Genomic DNA, 20,034 nt, shown 5'->3' on the forward strand with positions numbered 1-20,034 from the left:
GGTTCAGGACAGCCCGAGCTCGTTGTCGATGAAGTCGAACAGCTCGTCGTTGGAGGACGATCCGATCCGTTCGGCCATCTCGACGGTGGAGTCGGCGTCGTCGGAAACCTCGCCCAGCTTCTCCAGGAGCCCCTTCAGTCGCTCGGCCACCTTCGTGCGGGTCTCGCCGTCGTCCATCACGTTGGAGAGCAGCGGCTCCAGCTTGTCGAGCTCGGCGAAGACCACCGGCTCCCCCGTGTCGCCGTCCGGCAGGAGCTCCTCCCGCAAGTGGTCCACCAGCGCCGTGGGGGTCGGGTGGTCGAAGACCAGCACGGCCGACAGTCGAAGACCCGTCTCCGCGTTGAGCCGGTTGCGCAGTTCCACCGTGGTCAGGGAGTCGAAGCCCATGTCCTTGAAGGCCATGTCCGGCTCCACCGTCTCCGGCGAGCCATGGCCGAGGACCGTCGCCACCTGCACCCGCACCAGGTCCAGCAGAGCCCGGTACTGATCGGCCGCGGAGAGGCCGGCCAGGCGGTCCCGCAGCGATCCGGTGCCGGTCTGCGCGGCCTCCGGCGCCGTGACCCGGCGCCGGGGGACACGCACCAGGCCGCGCAGCAGAGCGGGCACATCACCGGTGCGGGCCTGGACGCGCAGGGCGGCGAGGTCCACATGGGTCGGCACGAGCACGGTCTCATCGGTCCCGAGCGCGTCGTCGAACAGCGCGAGGCCCTCTTCCGAGCTGAGCGCGTTCAGCCCGGCCCGCGCGATGCGCTGGAGGTCCGCCTCGCCGAGATCCCCGGTCATCTCGCTGCGCTGCTCCCACATGCCCCAGGCCAGCGAGACCGCGGGGAGGCCGAGCGCGCGGCGCTGGTGCGCCAGGGCGTCCAGGAAGGCGTTGGCCGCGGCGTAGTTGGCCTGGCCACCGCCGCCGAAGTTGGAGGAGGCCGAGGAGAACACCACGAAGGCGGCGAGGTCGAGGTCGCGGGTGAGCTCGTGGAGGTGCAGCGCGGCGTCCACCTTCGGACGCAGCACCTTGTCCACCCGCTCCGGCGTCAGCGACTCCACCACACCGTCGTCCAGCACACCCGCCGCATGCACCACGGCCGACAGCGGACGCTCCGACCCGATGCCCGCCAGCAGACTCTCCACCGACGCACGGTCGGCGACATCACACGCCACCGCCTCCGCCTCGGCGCCCAGCCCGGCCAGCTCCGCCACCAACTCCGCCGCACCCGGCGCCTCCGCGCCACGACGACTCGTCAGCACCAGACGCTCAACCCCGTGCTCCACCACCAAGTGCCGGGCCAGCAAGGCACCCAGACCACCCGTACCTCCCGTGATCAGCACCGTGCCACGGCCGTCGAACGGCGTGGTCTCGGGCTCGGGCCGGTCCTCGGCCCGAGCCACCCGGGCCAGACGCGCCGCGAGCACCCGTCCGTCGCGCACGGCCACCTGCGGCTCCTCGGCGGCCAGGGCCGTCCGGAGCACCGTGGACGCATCGCCCTGGTCCTCCGGGTCCAGGTCCACCAGGGAGAACTTGCCGGGGTGCTCGGTCTGCGCGGAGCGCACCAGGCCCCATACGGCGGCCTCGGCCGGGGTGCGCACCTCGTCGGAGGAGCGGGCGCCCATCGCGCCGCGGGTCACGAACACCAGGTAGGAGTCGTCGAACCGCTCGTCGGTGACCCATGTCCGCACCAGCTCCAGCGCGCGGTACGTGGTGCCACGCACCTGTCCCGCCAGGTCCGCGCCGCCGTCGATGCCGGCCGCCGCCGCGGCGCCCGTCACCATGACGACGTCCGGCGCCGTGGCCCCGGAGTCGACCGCCTCGCGCAGCGCGGCCAGATCCGGGTACGCCACCACGTCCGCGCCCGCGGCCTCGAAGCCGGAGCGCACCCCCAGGTCGTCGGTGCCCAGCACGGCCCAGGTGCCTTCGGAGGCGGGGGCCGGCGCGCCGACGGGGACGGGGGTCCAGTCCAGCCGGAAGAGCGAGTCATGCCCGCCCGCCGAGGAGCCGACCGACTGGATCTGCCCCTCCGCGACGAGCCGCAGCACCAGGGAGTCGACGGTGGCCACGGAGCGGCCACTGGTGTCGGCCACCGTGAGGCCGATCGAGTCGGGCCCGAGCGAGCCGAGGCGCACCCGCAGCTCCGAGGCGCCCGTGGCGCGCAGCGACACGCCGGTCCAGGAGAACGGGAGCCTGGCGAGGCCCGCCTCCTCCTGGGGTACGAACATGACGGCCTGAACCGCCGCGTCCAGCAGGGCCGGGTGCAGTCCGAACCGCTCGGCGTCCGAGGCGTTCTCCTCCGGCAGCCGCACCTCGGCGAAGACCTCGTCACCACGGATCCACACCGACCGCAGCCCCTGGAACACCGGGCCGTAGGCGAAGCCACCCGCGGCCATCCGGTCGTAGGCGTCCTCGGTGTCGATCCGCTCCGCGCCCTCCGGAGGCCATACGGCGAGGTCGGCCTGGCCGGTCTCGTCCGCCGCGCCGCCCTGGGCGAGCAGGCCGGAGGCGTGCTGGATCCACGGCTGCTCCATGCCGGGCACTTCCAGCCGGGAGTACACATTCAGCGAGCGCGCGCCGTTCTCGTCCGGCCCGCTCACCGCCAGCTGGAGGTGGACCGCGCCGCGTTCGGGCAGCGCCAGCGGCGCCGTGAGGGTCAGCTCCTCGACCCGGTCGCAGCCCACCTGGTCGGCGGCGTACAGGGCCAGTTCGAGGAAGGCGGTGCCGGGCAGCAGGATCGTGTCCTGGATCGTGTGGTCGACGAGCCAGGGGTGGGTCTGCGGCGACAGGCGGCCGGTGAAGAGGAAGCCGTCCGCGTCAGGCAGCTCGACGGCGGCGCCCAGCAGCGGATGCGTCGGCGGGATGAGCCCCACGGCGGTGACATCGCTGGCGAACGACGTCAGGGCCTCCAGCCAGTAGCGCTCCCGCTGGAAGGCGTAGGTGGGCAGCTCGACCTGCCGGGCGTCGCGTCCGGTGAAGAGCCGCTCCCAGTCCACCGCGACGCCGTTCACATGGAGTTCGGCCAGCGCCGTGGTCAGCGCCCGCGTCTCGGGACGGTCCTTGCGCAGCACCGGCACCACGACGGGAGCCGAAGGCTCCTCGGCCGTCAGGCACTCCCGCGCCATCGCGGTGAGCACACCATCGGGGCCGACCTCGACGAACCGGGACACGCCCTGCGCTTCGAGCGCCCGCACACCGTCCGCGAACCGCACCGCCTCCCGCACATGGCGGACCCAGTACTCCGCGGAGCACACCTCGTCCGCACCGGCCGGCTGACCGGTCACGTTGGAGACCAGGGCGATGGCCGGCGGGGTGAACGCCAGCTCCTCGACGACCTTGCGGAAGTCGCCGAGCATCGCGTCCATGCGGGGCGAGTGGAAGGCGTGGCTGACCGTCAGCCGGCGGGTCTTACGGCCCTGCCGCTCCCACTCGGCGGCGATCTCCAGCGCCGGTGCCTCGTCGCCCGCGATGACCACGGAGGTGGGGCCGTTGACGGCGGCGATGCTCACCTCGGCCTCATGGCCCGCCAGCGATCCGGAGATCTCCTCCTCCGACGCCTGGACGGCCACCATCGCGCCGCCCTCGGGCAGCGCCTGCATCAGCCGGCCACGGGCGGCCACCAGGGCGCACGCGTCCTCCAGCGAGAACACCCCGGCCACATGCGCCGCCGCGATCTCACCGATGGAGTGGCCGATCACCACATCCGGGGACACACCCCACGCCGACAGCAGCCGGAACAGCGCCACCTCGACCGCGAACAGCGCGGGCTGGGTGAACGCCGTCTGGTCCAGCAGCTCGGCGTCCGCACTGCCCTCCGTCGCGAACACCACGTCCCGCAGCGGACGGTCGAGCAGACCGTCCAGGTGGGCGCAGACCTCGTCCCACGCGTCGGCGAACACCGGGAAGGCGTCGTACAGCTCACGCCCCATGCCCAGGCGCTGCGCGCCCTGGCCCGAGAACAGGAACGCCGTCTTGCCGGCCGCTCCCGCCACGCCGTGTACGACGCCGGGCGCGGCCTCGCCCTTCGCGATGGCATCGAGGCCACGCAGCAGATCCGCGCGGTCCTCGGCGACGAGCGCGGCCCGGTGGTCGAAGAGCGACCGGGTCATCACGAGGGAATAACCGACGTCCACGGTGGGCATGAACTCTTCGGTGGCGGTGGCAAGTTGGTCCCGCAGCCGCTCGGCCTGACCCCGGAGGGCGGCGTCGGTCCGGCCGGACAGGATCCACGGCACCGGGGCCGCGGTGGTGTCCGGGGCCTCCTCGGCCCGTGGCGCCTCCGGCTCGTCGGAGACCGGCGCCTGCTCGATGATGGTGTGCGCGTTGGTGCCGCTCACGCCGAAGGCGGACACCGCCGCCCTGCGCGGGTGGTCCCGCTCCGGCCAGGGCACGGCCTCGGTCAGCAGCTCCAGGTCACCCGCCGACCAGTCCACATGCGGCGAGGCCTCGTCCACGTGCAGCGTCTTGGGAAGGGTGCCTTCGCGCATGGCCATCACCATCTTGATGACCCCGGCGACACCGGCGGCGGCCTGCGTATGACCGATGTTGGACTTGATGGCGCCCAGCAGCAGCGGCTGCCCCTCGGGGCGGCCCTGGCCGTAGGTGGCCAGCAGTGCCTGTGCCTCGATCGGGTCGCCGAGCGGAGTGCCGGTGCCATGGGCCTCGACCACGTCCACATCGGCGGAGACCAGCCGGGCGCCGGCCAGCGTCTGCTCGATCAGCCGCTGCTGCGACGGACCGTTGGGCGCCGTCAGACCGTTGGAGGCGCCGTCCTGGTTGATGGCCGAACCCCGGATGACGGCCAGCACCTTGTGGCCGTTGCGCTGCGCGTCCGACAGCCGCTCCACGAGCAGCATGCCGACGCCCTCGGACCAGCCGGTGCCGTCGGCGTCCGCCGAGAACGCCTTGCACCGGCCGTCGAAGGACAGCACGCGCTGGGCGCTGAACTCGATGAACGTGCCCGGCGTGGCCATGATGGTCACACCGCCGGCCAGCGCCACCGAGGACTCGCCCTGCCGCAGCGACTGGCAGGCCAGGTGGAGGGCGACCAGCGACGACGAGCACGCGGTGTCCACCGTGACGGCCGGGCCCTCGAAGCCGAAGGTGTAGGAGATACGGCCGGACGAGACGCTGGGGGCGCTGCCGAGTCCGAGGTACCCCTCCACTCCCTCGGCGTCGCTCAGGATGCGCGAGCCGTAGTCGTGGTAGTTGGAGCCGATGAAGACGCCGGTCTGGCTGCCGCGCAGCGCCACGGGGTCGACCCCGGCGCGCTCGAACGCCTCCCAGGAGGTCTCCAGCAGCAGCCGCTGCTGCGGGTCGATCGCCATCGCCTCACGCGGCGAGATCCCGAAGAAGCCCGGGTCGAAGTGGCCCACCTCGTCGAGGAAGCCGCCCGCCTGGACATAGCTGGTGCCGGACTTCTCGGGGTCCGGGTCGTAGAGGCCGTCGATGTCCCAGCCACGGTCGTCGGGGAACGCGGAGATCACGTCCCCCTCGGCCATCAGCAGGTTCCACAGCTCCTCGGGGCTGCGCACCCCGCCGGGGAACCGGCAGCTCATGCCGATGATGGCGATGGGCTCATCGGTGGTCAGGGGCTTGTCGAGCCCCGCCGGCCGCTGGGGTGCGGCGGCGGCGCCCGAGGTGACCGGCTGGTCGCCGAACATCTCGGTGTGCAGGTACCGGGCCAGCACCGTGGCGGTCGGGTAGTCGAAGACACAGGTGACCGGCAGTCGGAGGCCGGTGACCACGCCGAGGCGGTTGCGCAGCTCGACGGCGGTCAGCGAGTCGAAGCCGAGGTCACGGAAGGCGCGGTCGGCCTCCACCGCGTCGGCGCCGTCGTAGCCGAGGACATCGGCGGCCTGGCTGCGCACCAGCTCCAGGAGCAGCTTGGGCTGCTCGGCGGCGGGCAGTTCGGCCATCTCCCGGCGCAGCGCGGAAATCGCGTCGTCGCCGTCGCCCGCGTCCTCGCCACTGGCGGCGGCCGGGCGGTTCAGGTCGGGCACCTCGCGGAACAGCGCGTTCGGACGTGAGCCGACGAAGTCCGGCTGGAAGCGGTCCCAGTCGATCTCCGCGATGACCAGGAACGTCTCATCCAGTTCCAGGGCCTGCTGCATTCCGGAGATGGCCAGCTCGGGCACCATGCCGACCATGCCGGAACGGTCCATCCGCTCGCCGACCTCGCCGGAGCCGAGGCCGCCCCCGGCCCAGGCGCCCCAGGCGATGGAGGTGGCCGGAAGGCCGTCCGCGCGCCGCTGCAACGCCAGCGCGTCGAGGTAGGCGTTGCCCGCCGCGTAGCTGCCCTGACCCGGGCCGCCCAGCGTGCCCGCCCCGGAGGAGAACAGGACGAACGCCGACAGGTCCATCCCGGCGGTCAGCTCATGCAGATTCCGCGTGGCGTCCACCTTCGGACGCAGCACCCCGGCCGCACGGCGCACCGTCAGCGCGTCGACCACACCGTCGTCCAGCACACCGGCGGTGTGCACCACGGCGGTCAGCGGGAACTCGCGCGGGATGGCCTCCAGCACGGCGGCCAGCGCCTCGCGGTCGGCGGCGTCACACGCCGCGATCGTCACCCGGGAGCCGAGCCCCTCCAGCTCCGCCTTCAGTTCGGCGGCGCCTTCGGCCTCCATGCCACTGCGGCTGGTCAGCACCAGATGCTCGGCACCCGTACGCGCCAGCCAGCGGGCCACATGGCCACCGAGCGCACCCGTGCCACCGGTCACCAGCACCGAGCCCCGGCTCTGCCAGGAGCCAAGTCCCTCGGCGTCCTCGGCCACGGAGGCACGCACCATGCGCTTGGCGAACACACCGGAGCCGCGCACCGCGACCTGGTCCTCGCCCTCGGTGTCCGCCAGCACTCCGATCAGACGGGCCACCGCGCGGCCGTCCATGGTCTCGGGCAGATCGACCGCACCGCCCCAGCGCTGGGGGTACTCCACGCCGACGATGCGGCCCAGGCCCCACACCATCGCCTGCGCCGGGCTCATCAGCCGGTCGGAGCGGCCCACGGACACCGCGCCCCGGGTGCCGCACCACAGCGGGGCCACCACACCCGCGTCGCCCAGCCCCTGGACCAGCGCCACCATGGTCGCCAGTCCGGCGGGCACCACCTCGAACGTCGAGTGGCCGGACTCGTCAAGGCCCAGCAGCGAGAACACGCCCGTGACGCCCGAGGGCTCCACACCGGCCTCGCCGAGCGCCGCCCGCAGCCGCTCCGCCACGGTCCAGCGGTCGTTGCCCGTTTCGTCGAGCACCACCCGGACGATGTCGGCGCCGCTGGTCTCCAGCCCGTTCACCGTGGCGGAGACGAGGGCGTCGTCGGCGTGCGACGCGGGGAGGACGACGAGCCAGGCGCCCGAGAGGGCCGCCTCGGTGGCGGACGCCAGGGGCTTCCAGACCACCTTGTAGCGCCAGCTGTCCACCGTGTTCTGCTCACGGCGCTGACGGCGCCAGGACGACAGCGCGGGAAGCAACGCCGTCAGCGACGACTGCTGCTCCTCGTCCTCCACCTCCAGCGTGCGGACCAGTGCCTCCAGGTCCTCGCGCTCCACGGCCTCCCAGAAGCGCGCGTCCACCGCGTCCGCGGCCAGGCCGTCGGCGGTGGCGGACACCTCGGCGGCCGACACATCCAGCCAGTACCGCTGACGCCGGAAGGCGTAGGTCGGCAGCTCCACCCGGCGGGCACCGCGGCCCTCGAGCAGGGCGGTCCAGTCCACCGTGACGCCACGGACGAACACCTCGGCGGCGGAGGTCAGGAACCGCTCCGGACCGCCCTCGTCGCGCCGCAGCGTGCCGACGACCACGGCCTGTGTCTCAGCGGCTTCCACCGTCTGCTGAACGGGAAGGGTGAGGACCGGGTGCGGGCTCGCCTCGATGAACACGGAGTGGCCGTCGTCCAGCAGCCTCCGGGTGGTGGCCTCCAGCTCGACGGTCTGCCGCAGGTTGCGGTACCAGTACTCGGCGTCCAGACCGGTCGTGTCCACCAGTTCGCCGGACACCGTGGAGTAGAACGGCACCTCCGACGCGCGCGGCTCGATACCGGCGAGGACCTTCAGCAGCTCCTCGTGGATGGCCTCGACGTGGGCCGAGTGCGAGGCGTAGTCCACCGGGACCCGGCGGACCCGGATCTCCTCGCCCTCCAGCTGGGCCACCATCTCATCCAGCGCGCCCGGGTCACCGGAGACCACGACGGAACCCGGACCGTTGACGGCGGCGACCGAGATCGCGCCGTCCCAGGCGGCGATACGCTCCTTGACCTGCTCGACCGGCAGGCCGACCGACACCATGCCACCACGACCCGCGAGGCCCACCGCGATGGCCTGCGAGCGCAGCGCCACCACCTTGGCCGCGTCCTGGAGCGAGAGCGCACCGGCCACACACGCCGCGGCGATCTCACCCTGACTGTGGCCCATCACGGCATCCGGCTCGACGCCCACCGAACGCCACAGCTTCGCCAGCGACACCATCACCGCGAACAGCACCGGCTGCACGACATCCACCCGGTCGAAGCCGGGAGCGCCCTCGGCGCCACGCAGCACATCCGTCAGCGACCAGTCGACATACGCCGACAGGGCCGTCTCACACTCGGCCATCGCCTCGGCGAACACCGGCGAGGACTCCAGCAAGTCCACCGCCATGCCCATCCACTGCGCCCCCTGGCCGGGGAACACGAACACCGAACGGCTGGCGTCGCCGGTCCTCCCGCGCACCACGCCGTTCGACGTGGAGGTGTCCTCGGCGACCGCCTCCAGCCGCTGGAGGAGTTCCGCACGGTCGGTCCCGGTCACCACGGCCCGGTGCTCGAAGGCGGACCTGGTCGTGGCCAGCGAGAGCGCCACGTCCGCCGCACTCAACTCCGGGCGCTCGGTGAGGAATGCGCGGAGCTGACCGGCCTGCGCCCGCAGCCCCTCGGCGCCACGGCCCGACACCACCCATGCCACCGGGCCGTCGGTGACCTCGGCCTCGGTGGCCTCGGCCACCTCGGACTCCGGGGCCTGCTCCAGGATGGTGTGGGCGTTGGTGCCGCTCATGCCGAACGAGGACACGGCGGCGCGGCGCGGGTGGTCCCGGTCCGGCCACGGGGCCCTCTCGTGCAGCAGGGAGACGGCACCGCCGGTCCAGTCGATGTGCGGCGACGGCTCCTCCGCGTGGAGCGTCTTCGGCAGCACGCCCTCGCGCATGGCCATCACCATCTTGATGACCCCGGCGACACCGGCGGCGGCCTGCGTATGACCGATGTTCGACTTGATGCCGCCCAGCCACAGCGGCTGGTCGGTGGGCCGGTCCTGCCCGTACGTGGCCATCAGCGCCTGGGCCTCGATCGGGTCACCGAGGGTCGTACCCGTCCCGTGTGCCTCGACCGCGTCCACCTCGGCGGCCGACAGCCGGGCGCTGGTCAGCGCCTGGCGGATGACCCGCTGCTGTGAGATGCCGTTGGGCGCCGTCAGACCGTTGGACGCGCCGTCCTGGTTGATGGCCGAACCCCGGACGATGGCCAGCACCTTGTGGCCGTTGCGCTCGGCGTCGGACAGCCGCTCCACGAGCAGCATGCCGACGCCCTCGCCCCAGCCGGTGCCGTCGGCCGCGGCGCCGAACGGCTTGCACCGGCCGTCCGCCGCCAGGCCGCGCTGCCTGCTGAACTGGACGAACGCCGACGGGGTGGACATCACCGTGATGCCACCGGCCAGCGCGAGCGTGCACTCGCGCTGGCGCAGCGCCTGAACGGCGAGGTGCAGGGCCACGAGGGACGACGAGCACGCCGTGTCCACGGAGAGCGCGGGGCCCTCGAGACCCATGGTGTAGGAGATCCGGCCGGAGACGATGCTCGCCGCGTTGCCGGTGCCCGAGTGGCCCTCGACATCCTCCAGGCTCTCGGCCGCGCCGAGCATGAGCATGGAGTAGTCCTGGCCATTGGTGCCGACGAACACACCCGTCCTGCTGCCGCGCAGGGACATCGGGTCGATGCCCGCGCGCTCGACCGCCTCCCACGACGTCTCCAGCAGCAGCCGCTGCTGCGGGTCCATCGACAGCGCCTCACGCGGCGAGATCCCGAAGAACGCCGGATCGAACTGGTCGGCGTTCTCCAGGAAACCGCCCTCGGTCGTATAGCTGGTGCCGGGACGGTCCGGGTCCTCGTCGTAGAGGGCGTCGATGTCCCAGCCCCGGTCCATGGGGAATTCCGAGATCGCGTCGGTGCCGTCCGCCACCAGGCGCCACAGGTCTTCCGGAGAGTTCACCCCTCCGGGGAACCGGCAGCTCATGGCGACGATCGCGATCGGTTCCTGGTCCGCTGACTCGGCCTCGAGCAGGCGCTGGCGAGTCTGCTGGAGATCCGCGGTCACCCGCTTGAGATAGTCGAGAAGCTTCTCTTCGTTCATTGTTATGTCACCCATGGAAGTAGTAAGGAACGACCCTCGGGAACCGACCGCGCCAGCTCAGGAGATCCCGAGCTCCTTGTCGATGAAGTCGAACATCTCGTCCGATGTCGCCGACTGAATCTTGTCCGAAACCGCCTTCTTGCCCGAGGTGGGCGATTCCTGTTCCGCCTCTCCCCACTTCAGAAGGAGTGTCTGCAGGCGCGTGGTGATCCTCGGCCGGTCCACGTCGTCGGCGGAGATCGTGGCCATCGCCGCTTCGATCCGGTCCAGCTCGCCGAGGATCGGTGCGGCCGCCGAGACCCCGTCTTGCACGACGTCGGTACGCAGCCGGCGGGCGAGCGCCACGGGCGTCGGGTGGTCGAAGATGATCGTCGCGGGCAGGCGCAGGCCCGTCGCCGCGTCGAGCCGGTTGCGCAGTTCGACGGCGGTCAGCGAGTCGAAGCCGAGTTCGCGGAAGGCCCGCTGGGACTCGACCGACTCCACCGACGGGAAGCCGAGCACCATCGCCACCTGGGTGGTGACCAGGTCGAGCAGCGCTCGTTCCTGCTCCGCCTCGGACATTCCGGCGAGCCGCTCGCGCAGTTCCGAGCCACCGGTCTCCAACTGCGCGGCGGTGCCATCGCCGATCGCGGCTTCCAGGATCCGCCGCGCCTCGGGCACCTCGTCCAGCAGCCGGCTGGCCCGTACGGCGACGTAGGAGGGTACGAATCGCTCCCAGTCGAGGTCGGCGACGGCCAGGTTGGTCTCCTCCAGGTCGAGGGCCTGCTGGAGGGCCTTGACCGCCAGCTCCGGGGTCATCGCGGCCATGCCGCCGCGCCGCAGCCGGTCCTCCAGCGCCCCGTCGACCGCCATGCCGCCCTCGGCCCACGGGCCCCAGGCCACCGAGGTGGCCGCCAGGCCCTGGGCCCGGCGCTGCTGCGCCAGGGCGTCGAGGTAGGCGTTGGCCGCCGCGTAACTGCCCTGCCCGGCGCCGCCGATGGCTCCGGCGAGCGAGGAGAACAGCACGAACGCGGACAGGTCGAGACCCTCGGTCAGCTCGTGCAGATTGCGGGCCCCGTCCACCTTGGGACGCAGCACGCCCGCGACCCGCTCCACCGACATCGCGTCCAGGACACCGTCGTCCAGGACACCCGCCGCGTGTACGACGGCGTTCAGCGGATACCGCTCCGGGATGGCGGCCAGTACGGCGGCCAGGGCCTCGCGGTCGGCGGTGTCGCATGCCGCGATGGTCACGTCCGCGCCCAGCGCGGTGAGTTCGTCGCGCAGTTCGGCCGCGCCGTCGGCCTCCGGGCCACGGCGGCTGGTCAGCACCAGGTGCTCGGCGCCGGCGCCTGCCAGCCACCGGGCCACCTGGCTGCCCACTCCCCCGGTGCCGCCGGTCACCAGCACCGAACCCCGCGCGCTCCACGGCCGGGCCGTGGTCCGCGGCACGGTGGCCCGCACCAGTCTCCGGGTGAACACGCCGGACGTGCGCACCGCCACCTGGTCCTCGAACTCGCCGGCGCCGCCGCCCAGCACATCGGACAGCCGGGCCGCGGCCCGCTCGTCGAGCGTCTCCGGGAGGTCGACCAGACCGCCCCACAGCCGCGGGTGCTCCAGACCGGCGACCCGGCCGAGGCCCCACATCTGCGCCTGGGCGGCGCTGCGCAGGGTGTCGGATCCGGTCACCGACACGGCGCCTCGCGTCGCCACCCACAGCGGGGCCTCGACACCGGCGTCCACGAGTGCCTGCAACGCGACGAGGTTCAGCGCGAGCCCCTGCGGCACGACCGCGTGCTCGGGGCTGGGGCTCTCGTCCAGGGCCAGCAGGGAGAGGACCCCGCTGACGGCCCCGTCCGGCGCGCCCTCGGCCGTCGTGCGCAGCCGCTCGGCGACCGCCGCGCGGTCGATGTCCGCCGCGCCGTCGAGGGCGATCCGCGCCACCTCCGCGCCCTGCCGCTCCAGCATGGCCACCGCCGAGGTGACCAGCTCGTCGTCGGCGTACGAGGCCGGGACCATGACCATCCAGGTGCCGGTGAGCGTCCGCTCCGAGAGCTCGGACACCGGGGTCCACGCGATCTGGTAGCGCCAGCCGTCCACCGTCGAGCGCTCACGATGGCCCTTGCGGTAGGACGACAGGGCGGGGAGCACCTCGGTGAGCGAGGCGTTTCCGTCCACGTGCAGCGCGGTGGTCAGCGCCTCCAGGTCCGCGCGCTCGACCGCGTCCCAGAACCGGGCGTCGACCGTGTCCGCGGAGGCGGACGCGGTGGAGGCGTCGCTCTCGGGGGCGTCCAGCCAGTAGCGCTGCCGCTGGAACGCGTACGTCGGCAGCTCGACCCGCCGGACGTCCTGGCCGGCGCACAGGGCCTCCCAGTCCACGGTGACGCCGTGGACGTGGAGTTCGGCCAGGGCCGTCGTCAGCGCCTGGGCCTCCGGGCGGTCCTTGCGCAGCGCCGGCACCACGACGGGAGCCGAGGCCTCGTCGGCGGTCAGGCACTCCCGCGCCATCGCCGAGAGCACACCGTCCGGGCCCACCTCGAAGAACCTGGTCGCGCCCGTGTTCTCCAGGGAGCGCATCCCGTCCGCGAAGCGCACCGCCTCGCGCACATGGCGCACCCAGTACTCCGGCGAGCACACCTCATCGGCGCCCGCCGACTTGCCCGTCACGTTGGACACCAGGGCGATGGCCGGCGGGGCGAACGACAGCCCTTCGACGACCTTGCGGAAGTCGTCCAGCATGGCGTCCATGCGGGGCGAGTGGAACGCGTGGCTGACGCGGAGGCGGCGGGTCTTACGGCCCTGCTCCGCCCACTGCCCGGCGATCTCCAGCGCCGCACCCTCGTCACCGGCGATGACCACGGAGGCGTGGCTGTTGACGGCGGCGATGCTCACCTCGGCCGCACGACCGGCCAGCGACGGAGCGACCTCCTCCTCCGACGCCTCGATCGCGACCATCGCGCCGCCCTCGGGCAGCGCCTGCATCAAACGGCCACGGGCGGCCACCAGCGTGCAGGCGTCCTCCAGCGAGAACACCCCGGCCACCTGCGCGGCCGCGATCTCACCGATGGAGTGGCCGATCACCACATCCGGTGCGACGCCCCACGCGGACAGCAGCCGGAACAGCGCCACCTCGACCGCGAACAGCGCGGGCTGGGTGAACGCCGTCTGATCCAGCAGTTCGGCGTCCGCGCTGCCCTCCGCGGCGAACATCACGTCCTTCAGCGGACGGTCGAGCAGCACATCGAGGTGCGCGCACACCTCGTCCAGGGCACGGGCGAACACCGGGAACGCCTCGTACAACTCCCGCCCCATGCCCAGGCGCTGCGCACCCTGGCCCGAGAACAGGAAGGCGGTGATTCCCGTCGGAGTGGCGACCGAGCGCACGACCCCGGGGGCCTCCTCACCGGTGGCGACGGCCTCGAGCCCGCGCAGCAGCTCCGCGCGGTCCGCCCCCGTCAGCACGGCACGGTGCTCGAACACCGACCGGGTGGCGACCAGGGAATAGCCCACGTCCTTCAGGCTCAGCTCGGGCCGTGCGGTCAGGTGGGCCCGCAGCCGCCGCGCCTGGGCGCGCAGCCCGTCAGCACTCCGGGCGGAGAGCGTCCAGGGAGCCGTGCCACGGTCGTCGGGAGCCGTCACCTCGGCCGGTCGCTCGTCTTCCGCGTCCGACGGGGCCTGCTCGATGATGGCGTGCGCATTGGTGCCGCTGACGCCGAACGCGGAGACACCGGCCCGGCGCGGCTGGCCCGTCTCCGGCCACTCGGTGGCCTCGGTCAGCAGCCGCACCTCACCCGCCGACCAGTCCACCTGCGGCGACGGCTCGTCCACATGCAGCATCTTCGGCAGCACACCGTGCCGCATCGCCATGATCATCTTGATGACGCCGGCGAGTCCGGACGCGGCCTGGGTGTGCCCGATGTTCGACTTCAGCGCGCCCAGCCACAGCGGGCGGCCCTCCGTCCGCTCCTGGCCGTACGTGGCCAGCAGCGCCTGCGCCTCGATCGGGTCACCCAGCGAGGTGCCCGTGCCGTGCGCCTCCACCGCGTCCACCTCGGCGGCGGACACCCCGGCGCTGGCCAGCGCCTGGCGGATCACCCGCTGCTGGGACGGGCCGTTGGGCGCCGTCAGGCCGTTGGACGCACCGTCCTGGTTCACGGCCGAGCCCCGCACGATGCCCAGCACCTGGTGGCCGTTGCGCCGGGCGTCCGAGAGCCGCTCCACGAGCAGCACATCGGCGCCCTCGCTCCAGCCGGTACCGTCCGCCGCGGCCGAGAACGGCTTGCAGCGGCCGTCCGGGGCGAGCCCGCCCTGCCGGCTGAACTCGACGAACGCCATCGGGGTGGCCATCACCGCCACACCGCCGACCAGCGCCATGGAGCATTCGCCCTGACGCAGCGACTGGCAGGCCAGATGCAGGGCCACCAGCGACGACGAGCAGGCCGTGTCCACCGTGACGGCGGGGCCTTCCAGACCGTAGGTGTAGGCGAGACGGCCGGAGACGACACTGCCCGCGTTGCCGGTCAGCAGCAGGCCCTCGACCTCCTCGGGCACCGTCTCCAGGTTGGTGCCGTATCCGGAGCCCGAGAAGCCGACGAACACACCGACCTGGCTGCCCCGCACCGACGTGGGGTTGATGCCCGCCCGCTCGAACGCCTCCCAGGAGGTCTCCAGCAGCAGCCGCTGCTGCGGGTCGGTGGCCAGGGCCTCACGGGGCGAGATCCCGAAGAAGCCGGGGTCGAACTCGCCCGCGTCATAGAGGAATCCGCCTTCGCGGGCGTAGAACTTGCCCGGCCGGTCCGGGTCCGGGTCGTACATGCCCGACAGGTCCCAGCTGCGGTCCGACGGGAAGGACGAGATGGCGTCGCCGCCACTCTCGACCAGCTGCCACAGGTCCTCGGGGCTCCGCACCCCGCCGGGGAAGCGGCAGCTCATGGAGACGATCGCGATGGGTTCGTCGTCCGCGCCGGACCCGGCCACGGCCCCGGTCCCGGCGGCGAGCGCCGGGGACGAGGTGCCCAGCACCTCGGTGCGCAGATGCGCCGCGAGCGTGCCGGCGCTGGGGTAGTCGAAGACCAGCGTGGCGGGCAGGCTGAGACCGGTCTCGGCGGCCAGCCGGTTGCGCAGGTCCACCGCGGTCAGCGAGTCGAAGCCCAGATCGCGGAAGGCCCGGTTCGGCTCGATCATCTCCGCGGCGGCGTAGCCGAGCACGGCGGCGGCGTGCTTGCGCACCAGATCGAGCAGCGCCCGGTCCCGCTCGCCCTCGGTGAGGGGGTTCAGCCGCTCGCGCAGCTGCGCCCCGGCGGCGTCGGCGCTCTCGCCACCGTCGCCCTTCGTCTCCAGCGCCCGGACCTCGTCGAGGTCGCTCAGCAACGGGCTGGGGCGGACCGCGGTGAACGAGGGCGCGAACCGCTCCCAGTCCACGTCCACGACCGTCACCACACCGTCGTCACCGGCCACCGCGCGCTCCAGCGCGGCGATCGCCAACTGGGGTGCCATCGCGGGCAGTCCACGCCGCGCCAGCTGCTCCCCCGCGTCGTCCCGGGTCGCCATGCCGCCCTCGGCCCACGGGCCCCAGGAGACGGCGGTGCCCGCGAGGCCCCGCGCACGGCGCCGCTCCACCAGCGCGTCCAGGAACGCGTTTCCGGAGCCGTAGACGCCCTGGCTGCCGCCGCCCCACACACCGGAGATGGACGAGAAGACCACGAACGCGTCGAGCTCGCGGTCGCCGAGCAGCTCATCCAGGTTGACGGCGCCCGCCACCTTGCCCGATACCACCCGGGCCGCGTCCGCGAGCTCGGTCTCCAGCAGGGAGGCCGCGATCGTGACACCCGCCGCGTGCACCACTCCGGTGAGCGGCCGGTGCTCCGGTACGGCGTCCAGGACGGCGGCGAGCGCGTCGCGGTCCGCCGCGTCACACGCGGCCACCGTCACCTCGGCGCCCATGCCCTCCAGCTCCGCCTTCAACTCGGCGGCGCCCTCGGCCTCGAGACCGCGGCGGCTGGTCAGCACCAGGTGCTCGGCACCGCTACGGACCAGCCAGCGGGCCACCTGGCCGCCGAGCCCGCCCGTGCCACCGGTGACCAGCACCGTGCCACGCGCACGCCACGACGTGTCCTCGCCGACGGCCGGGGCCGACCGCACCAGACGGCGTACGAAGACACCGGAGCCGCGCACCGCGACCTGGTCCTCGCCGCCCTCGACGGACAGCACACCGGCCAGCCGCGCCGCACCGCGCTCATCAAGCGACTCGGGCAGATCGACCAGACCGCCCCACAGCGGAGGCAACTCCAGCCCGGCCACCCGGCCCAGCGCCCAGACCATCGCCTGCGTCGGGCTGGTGAGCCGGTCGGAACGGCCCACGGTCACGGCGCCGCGCGTACCGCACCACAACCGGACCGGGATCTCGGCCCCCACCATGGCCCGCACCAGCACCAGGGTCAGCGCATAGCCGCCCGACAGCGCCGGATACCCCGGGCAGGGCTCCTCGTCCAGGGCCAGCAGCGACAGCACACCGCCCAGCTCAGGCGCCTGCTCGGCCAGCTCGCGCAGCCGCTCCGCCAGCGCGTCCGCGTCGAGGTCCCGCTCGTCCACCGCGACCGGGACCACGCCCGCACCGTGCCGCTCGAGCCCGGCGACGACCTCCGAGACCAGCTCGTCCTCGGCGCGGGACGCCGGAACCACCACCAGCCACGTCCCCGACAGCGAGCCGTCGGCGACGTCGGAGAACGGCTTCCACGACACCCGGTAGCGCCAGCCGTCGATCGTGGACTGGTCGCGGTTGTTGCGGTGATACGCGGACAGGGCGGGCAGCACCGCGCTCAGCGGCGCCTCGCTGTCGACCGCCAGCGCGCCCGCCAGCGACTCCAGGTCCTGGCGCTCCACCACGTCCCAGAACCGCGCGTCGACGGAGCCGGTGGCATCGGCCACGCCTCCGTCGGGCGACAGGCCGAATCCGTCCAGCCAGTAGCGCTCGCGCTGGAAGGCGTAGGTCGGCAGCTCGACAGGGCGGGCGCCACGGCCCTCCAGTGTGGTGAGCCAATCGACCTTCTTGCCACGCGCGAACACCTCGGCGGCGGAGGTCAGGAAGCGCTCCAGGCCGCCCTCGTCACGCCGCAGCGTGCCCACGACCACGGCCTGCGCCTCTGCGGCCTCGACGGTCTGCTGAACCGGAAGGGTGAGCACGGGGTGCGGGCTCACCTCGATGAAGGTGGCGTGTCCCTTGCCGAGGAGGGTGCGGGTGGTGGCCTCCAGCTCGACGGTCTGCCGGAGGTTGCGGTACCAGTACTCCGCGTCCAGACCGGCGGTGTCCACCAGCTCGCCGGTCACCGTCGAGTAGAACGGCACCTCCGACGAACGCGGTGCGATATCCGCCAGGACCTTCAGCAGCTCCTCGTGGATCGCCTCCACATGCGCCGAGTGCGAGGCGTAGTCCACCGGAACCCGGCGAACCCGGATCTCCTCACCCTCCAGCCGCGCCACCATCTCGTCCAGCGCACCCGGGTCACCGGACACCACGACCGAGCCGGGGCTGTTGACCGCGGCGACCGATATCGCGCCGTTCCAGGCGGCGATACGCTCCTTGGCCTCGTCCGCCGACAGACCGACCGACACCATGCCACCGCGGCCCGCAAGGCCCGCCGCGATCGCCTGCGACCGCAAGGTCACCACCTTGGCGGCGTCCTCCAGCGACAGCGCACCGGCCACGCAGGCCGCGGCGATCTCGCCCTGGCTGTGGCCCATGACGGCATCGGGCTCGACGCCCATCGAACGCCACAGTTTCGCCAGCGACACCATCACCGCGAACAGCACCGGCTGAACGACATCCACCCGGTCAAAACCGGGAGCACCGTCAACCCCGCGCAGCACATCCGTCAGCGACCAGTCCACATACGCCGACAGAGCCGTCTCACACTCGCCGATCGCCTCCGCGAAGACCGGCGAGGACTCCAGCAGCCCCACCGCCATACCGGCCCACTGCGCCCCCTGACCGGGGAACACAAAGACCGAACGGCCCCGCACATCCGCCACGCCACGCGTGACACCCGAGGCGACCTCATCCCCGGCCAACGCGCCCAGCCGCTCCAGGAGCTCCTCGCGGTCGGCCCCGGTCACCACCCCACGGTGCTCGAACACCGACCGCGTCCCCACCAGAGAGAACGCCACATCGGCGGCGCCCAGCTCCGGACGGGCCGCCACGAACTCCCGCAGCCTGCCCGCCTGCGCCCGCAGGCCGGCCGCGCTGCGGCCGGACACCACCCAGGCCACCGGTCCGTCGGCGACCTCGGCCTCGGCGACCTCGGCCGCCTCGGCCTCCGGAGCCTGCTCCAGGATCGCGTGCGCGTTCGTTCCGCTGATGCCGAACGAGGACACACCCGCCCGCCGGGGCTGCTCCGACCCGGGCCAGGGGGTCGACTCGTTCAGCAGCCGGATGTCGCCCTCCGACCAGTCCACCTGGCTGGACGGCTCGTCCGCGTGGAGCGTCTTGGGCAGCACGCCGTTCCGGATGGCCATCACCATCTTGATGACCCCACCGACACCGGCGGCGGCCTGGGAGTGGCCGATGTTGGACTTCAGCGAGCCCAGCCACAGCGGCTTGTTCTCCGGCCGCTCCTTGCCGTAGGTGGCCATCAGCGCCTGCGCCTCGATGGGGTCGCCCAGCGAGGTGCCCGTGCCGTGGGCCTCCACCGCGTCCACATCAGCGGGCGTCAGGCCGGCGTTCTTCAGCGCCTGGCGGATCACCCGCCGCTGCGAGGGACCGTTGGGCGCGGTCAGACCGTTGGACGCGCCGTCCTGGTTGATCGCCGAGCCGCGGATGACGGCCAGCACCGGGTGGCCGTTGCGCCGGGCGTCCGAGAGCCGCTCCAGGAGCAGCAGACCCACGCCCTCCGCCCACCCCGTGCCGTCGGCGCCCGCGCCGAACGCCTTGCACCGTCCGTCGGGGGCGAGCCCGCCCTGCCGGCTGAACTCGACGAACATGCTGGGGGTGAACATGACGGCGACGCCGCCCGCCAGGGCCAGTGAGCACTCCTCCTGACGGAGCGCCTGGCAGGCCCAGTGCAGGGCCACCAGCGACGACGAGCACGCGGTGTCCACCGTCACGGCGGGCCCCTCCAGGCCCAGGGTGTAGGCCACCCGCCCGGACACCACGGAGGTGGCGTTGCCCGCGAGCATCAGCCCCTCCACGTCCGCGGGCATCTCGCTCACTCCGGCGCCGTAGCCGGAGGGCGAGGCGCCGACGAACACACCGGCCTGGCTGCCCCGCACCGACGCCGGGTCGATTCCGGCGCGCTCGAACGCCTCCCAGGCGGTTTCCAGCAGCAGCCGCTGCTGGGGGTCGGTGGCGAGCGCCTCCCGCGGGCTCATGGAGAAGAAGCCGGGGTCGAAGTCGCCGGGGGTCTCCAGGAATCCGCCCTCGCGGACGGAGAAGGTGCCGGACCGCTCCGAGTCGGGGTCGAAGAAACCATCGACGTCCCAGCCCCGGTCAGGAGGGAACTCGGTGATGGCGTCGCCGCCCTCGGCGACGAGCCGCCACAGCTCCTCCGGCGTCTTCACGCCCCCGGGGTACCGGCAGCTCATCGCCACAATGGCGATGGGCTCCCGGTCCCGCTCCTCCACCTGTCGAAGTTGCCGACGAGCCTGACGCAGGTCAGCCGTCACCTTCTTGAGGTAGTCAAGGAGTTTTTCGTCTTCCGCCAC

The 20,034-nt window shown here is 72.8% G+C and carries 2 protein-coding genes; both read right to left on the reverse strand.

What is annotated here, in order from left to right:
• Positions 1–3 precede the first annotated feature (3 nt).
• Positions 4–10,359: a type I polyketide synthase gene (locus tag JK364_RS03860; RefSeq protein WP_201847487.1), complete on the reverse strand. Its 10,356-nt coding sequence runs from the start codon at positions 10,357–10,359 to the stop codon at positions 4–6.
• Between the two features lie 57 nt (positions 10,360–10,416).
• Positions 10,417–20,034, reverse strand: a complete 9,618-nt coding sequence (locus JK364_RS03865; protein WP_201847489.1) for a type I polyketide synthase — start codon at positions 20,032–20,034, stop codon at positions 10,417–10,419.

The organism is Streptomyces endocoffeicus, from assembly GCF_016741935.1.
GTDB lineage: Bacteria > Actinomycetota > Actinomycetes > Streptomycetales > Streptomycetaceae > Streptomyces > Streptomyces endocoffeicus.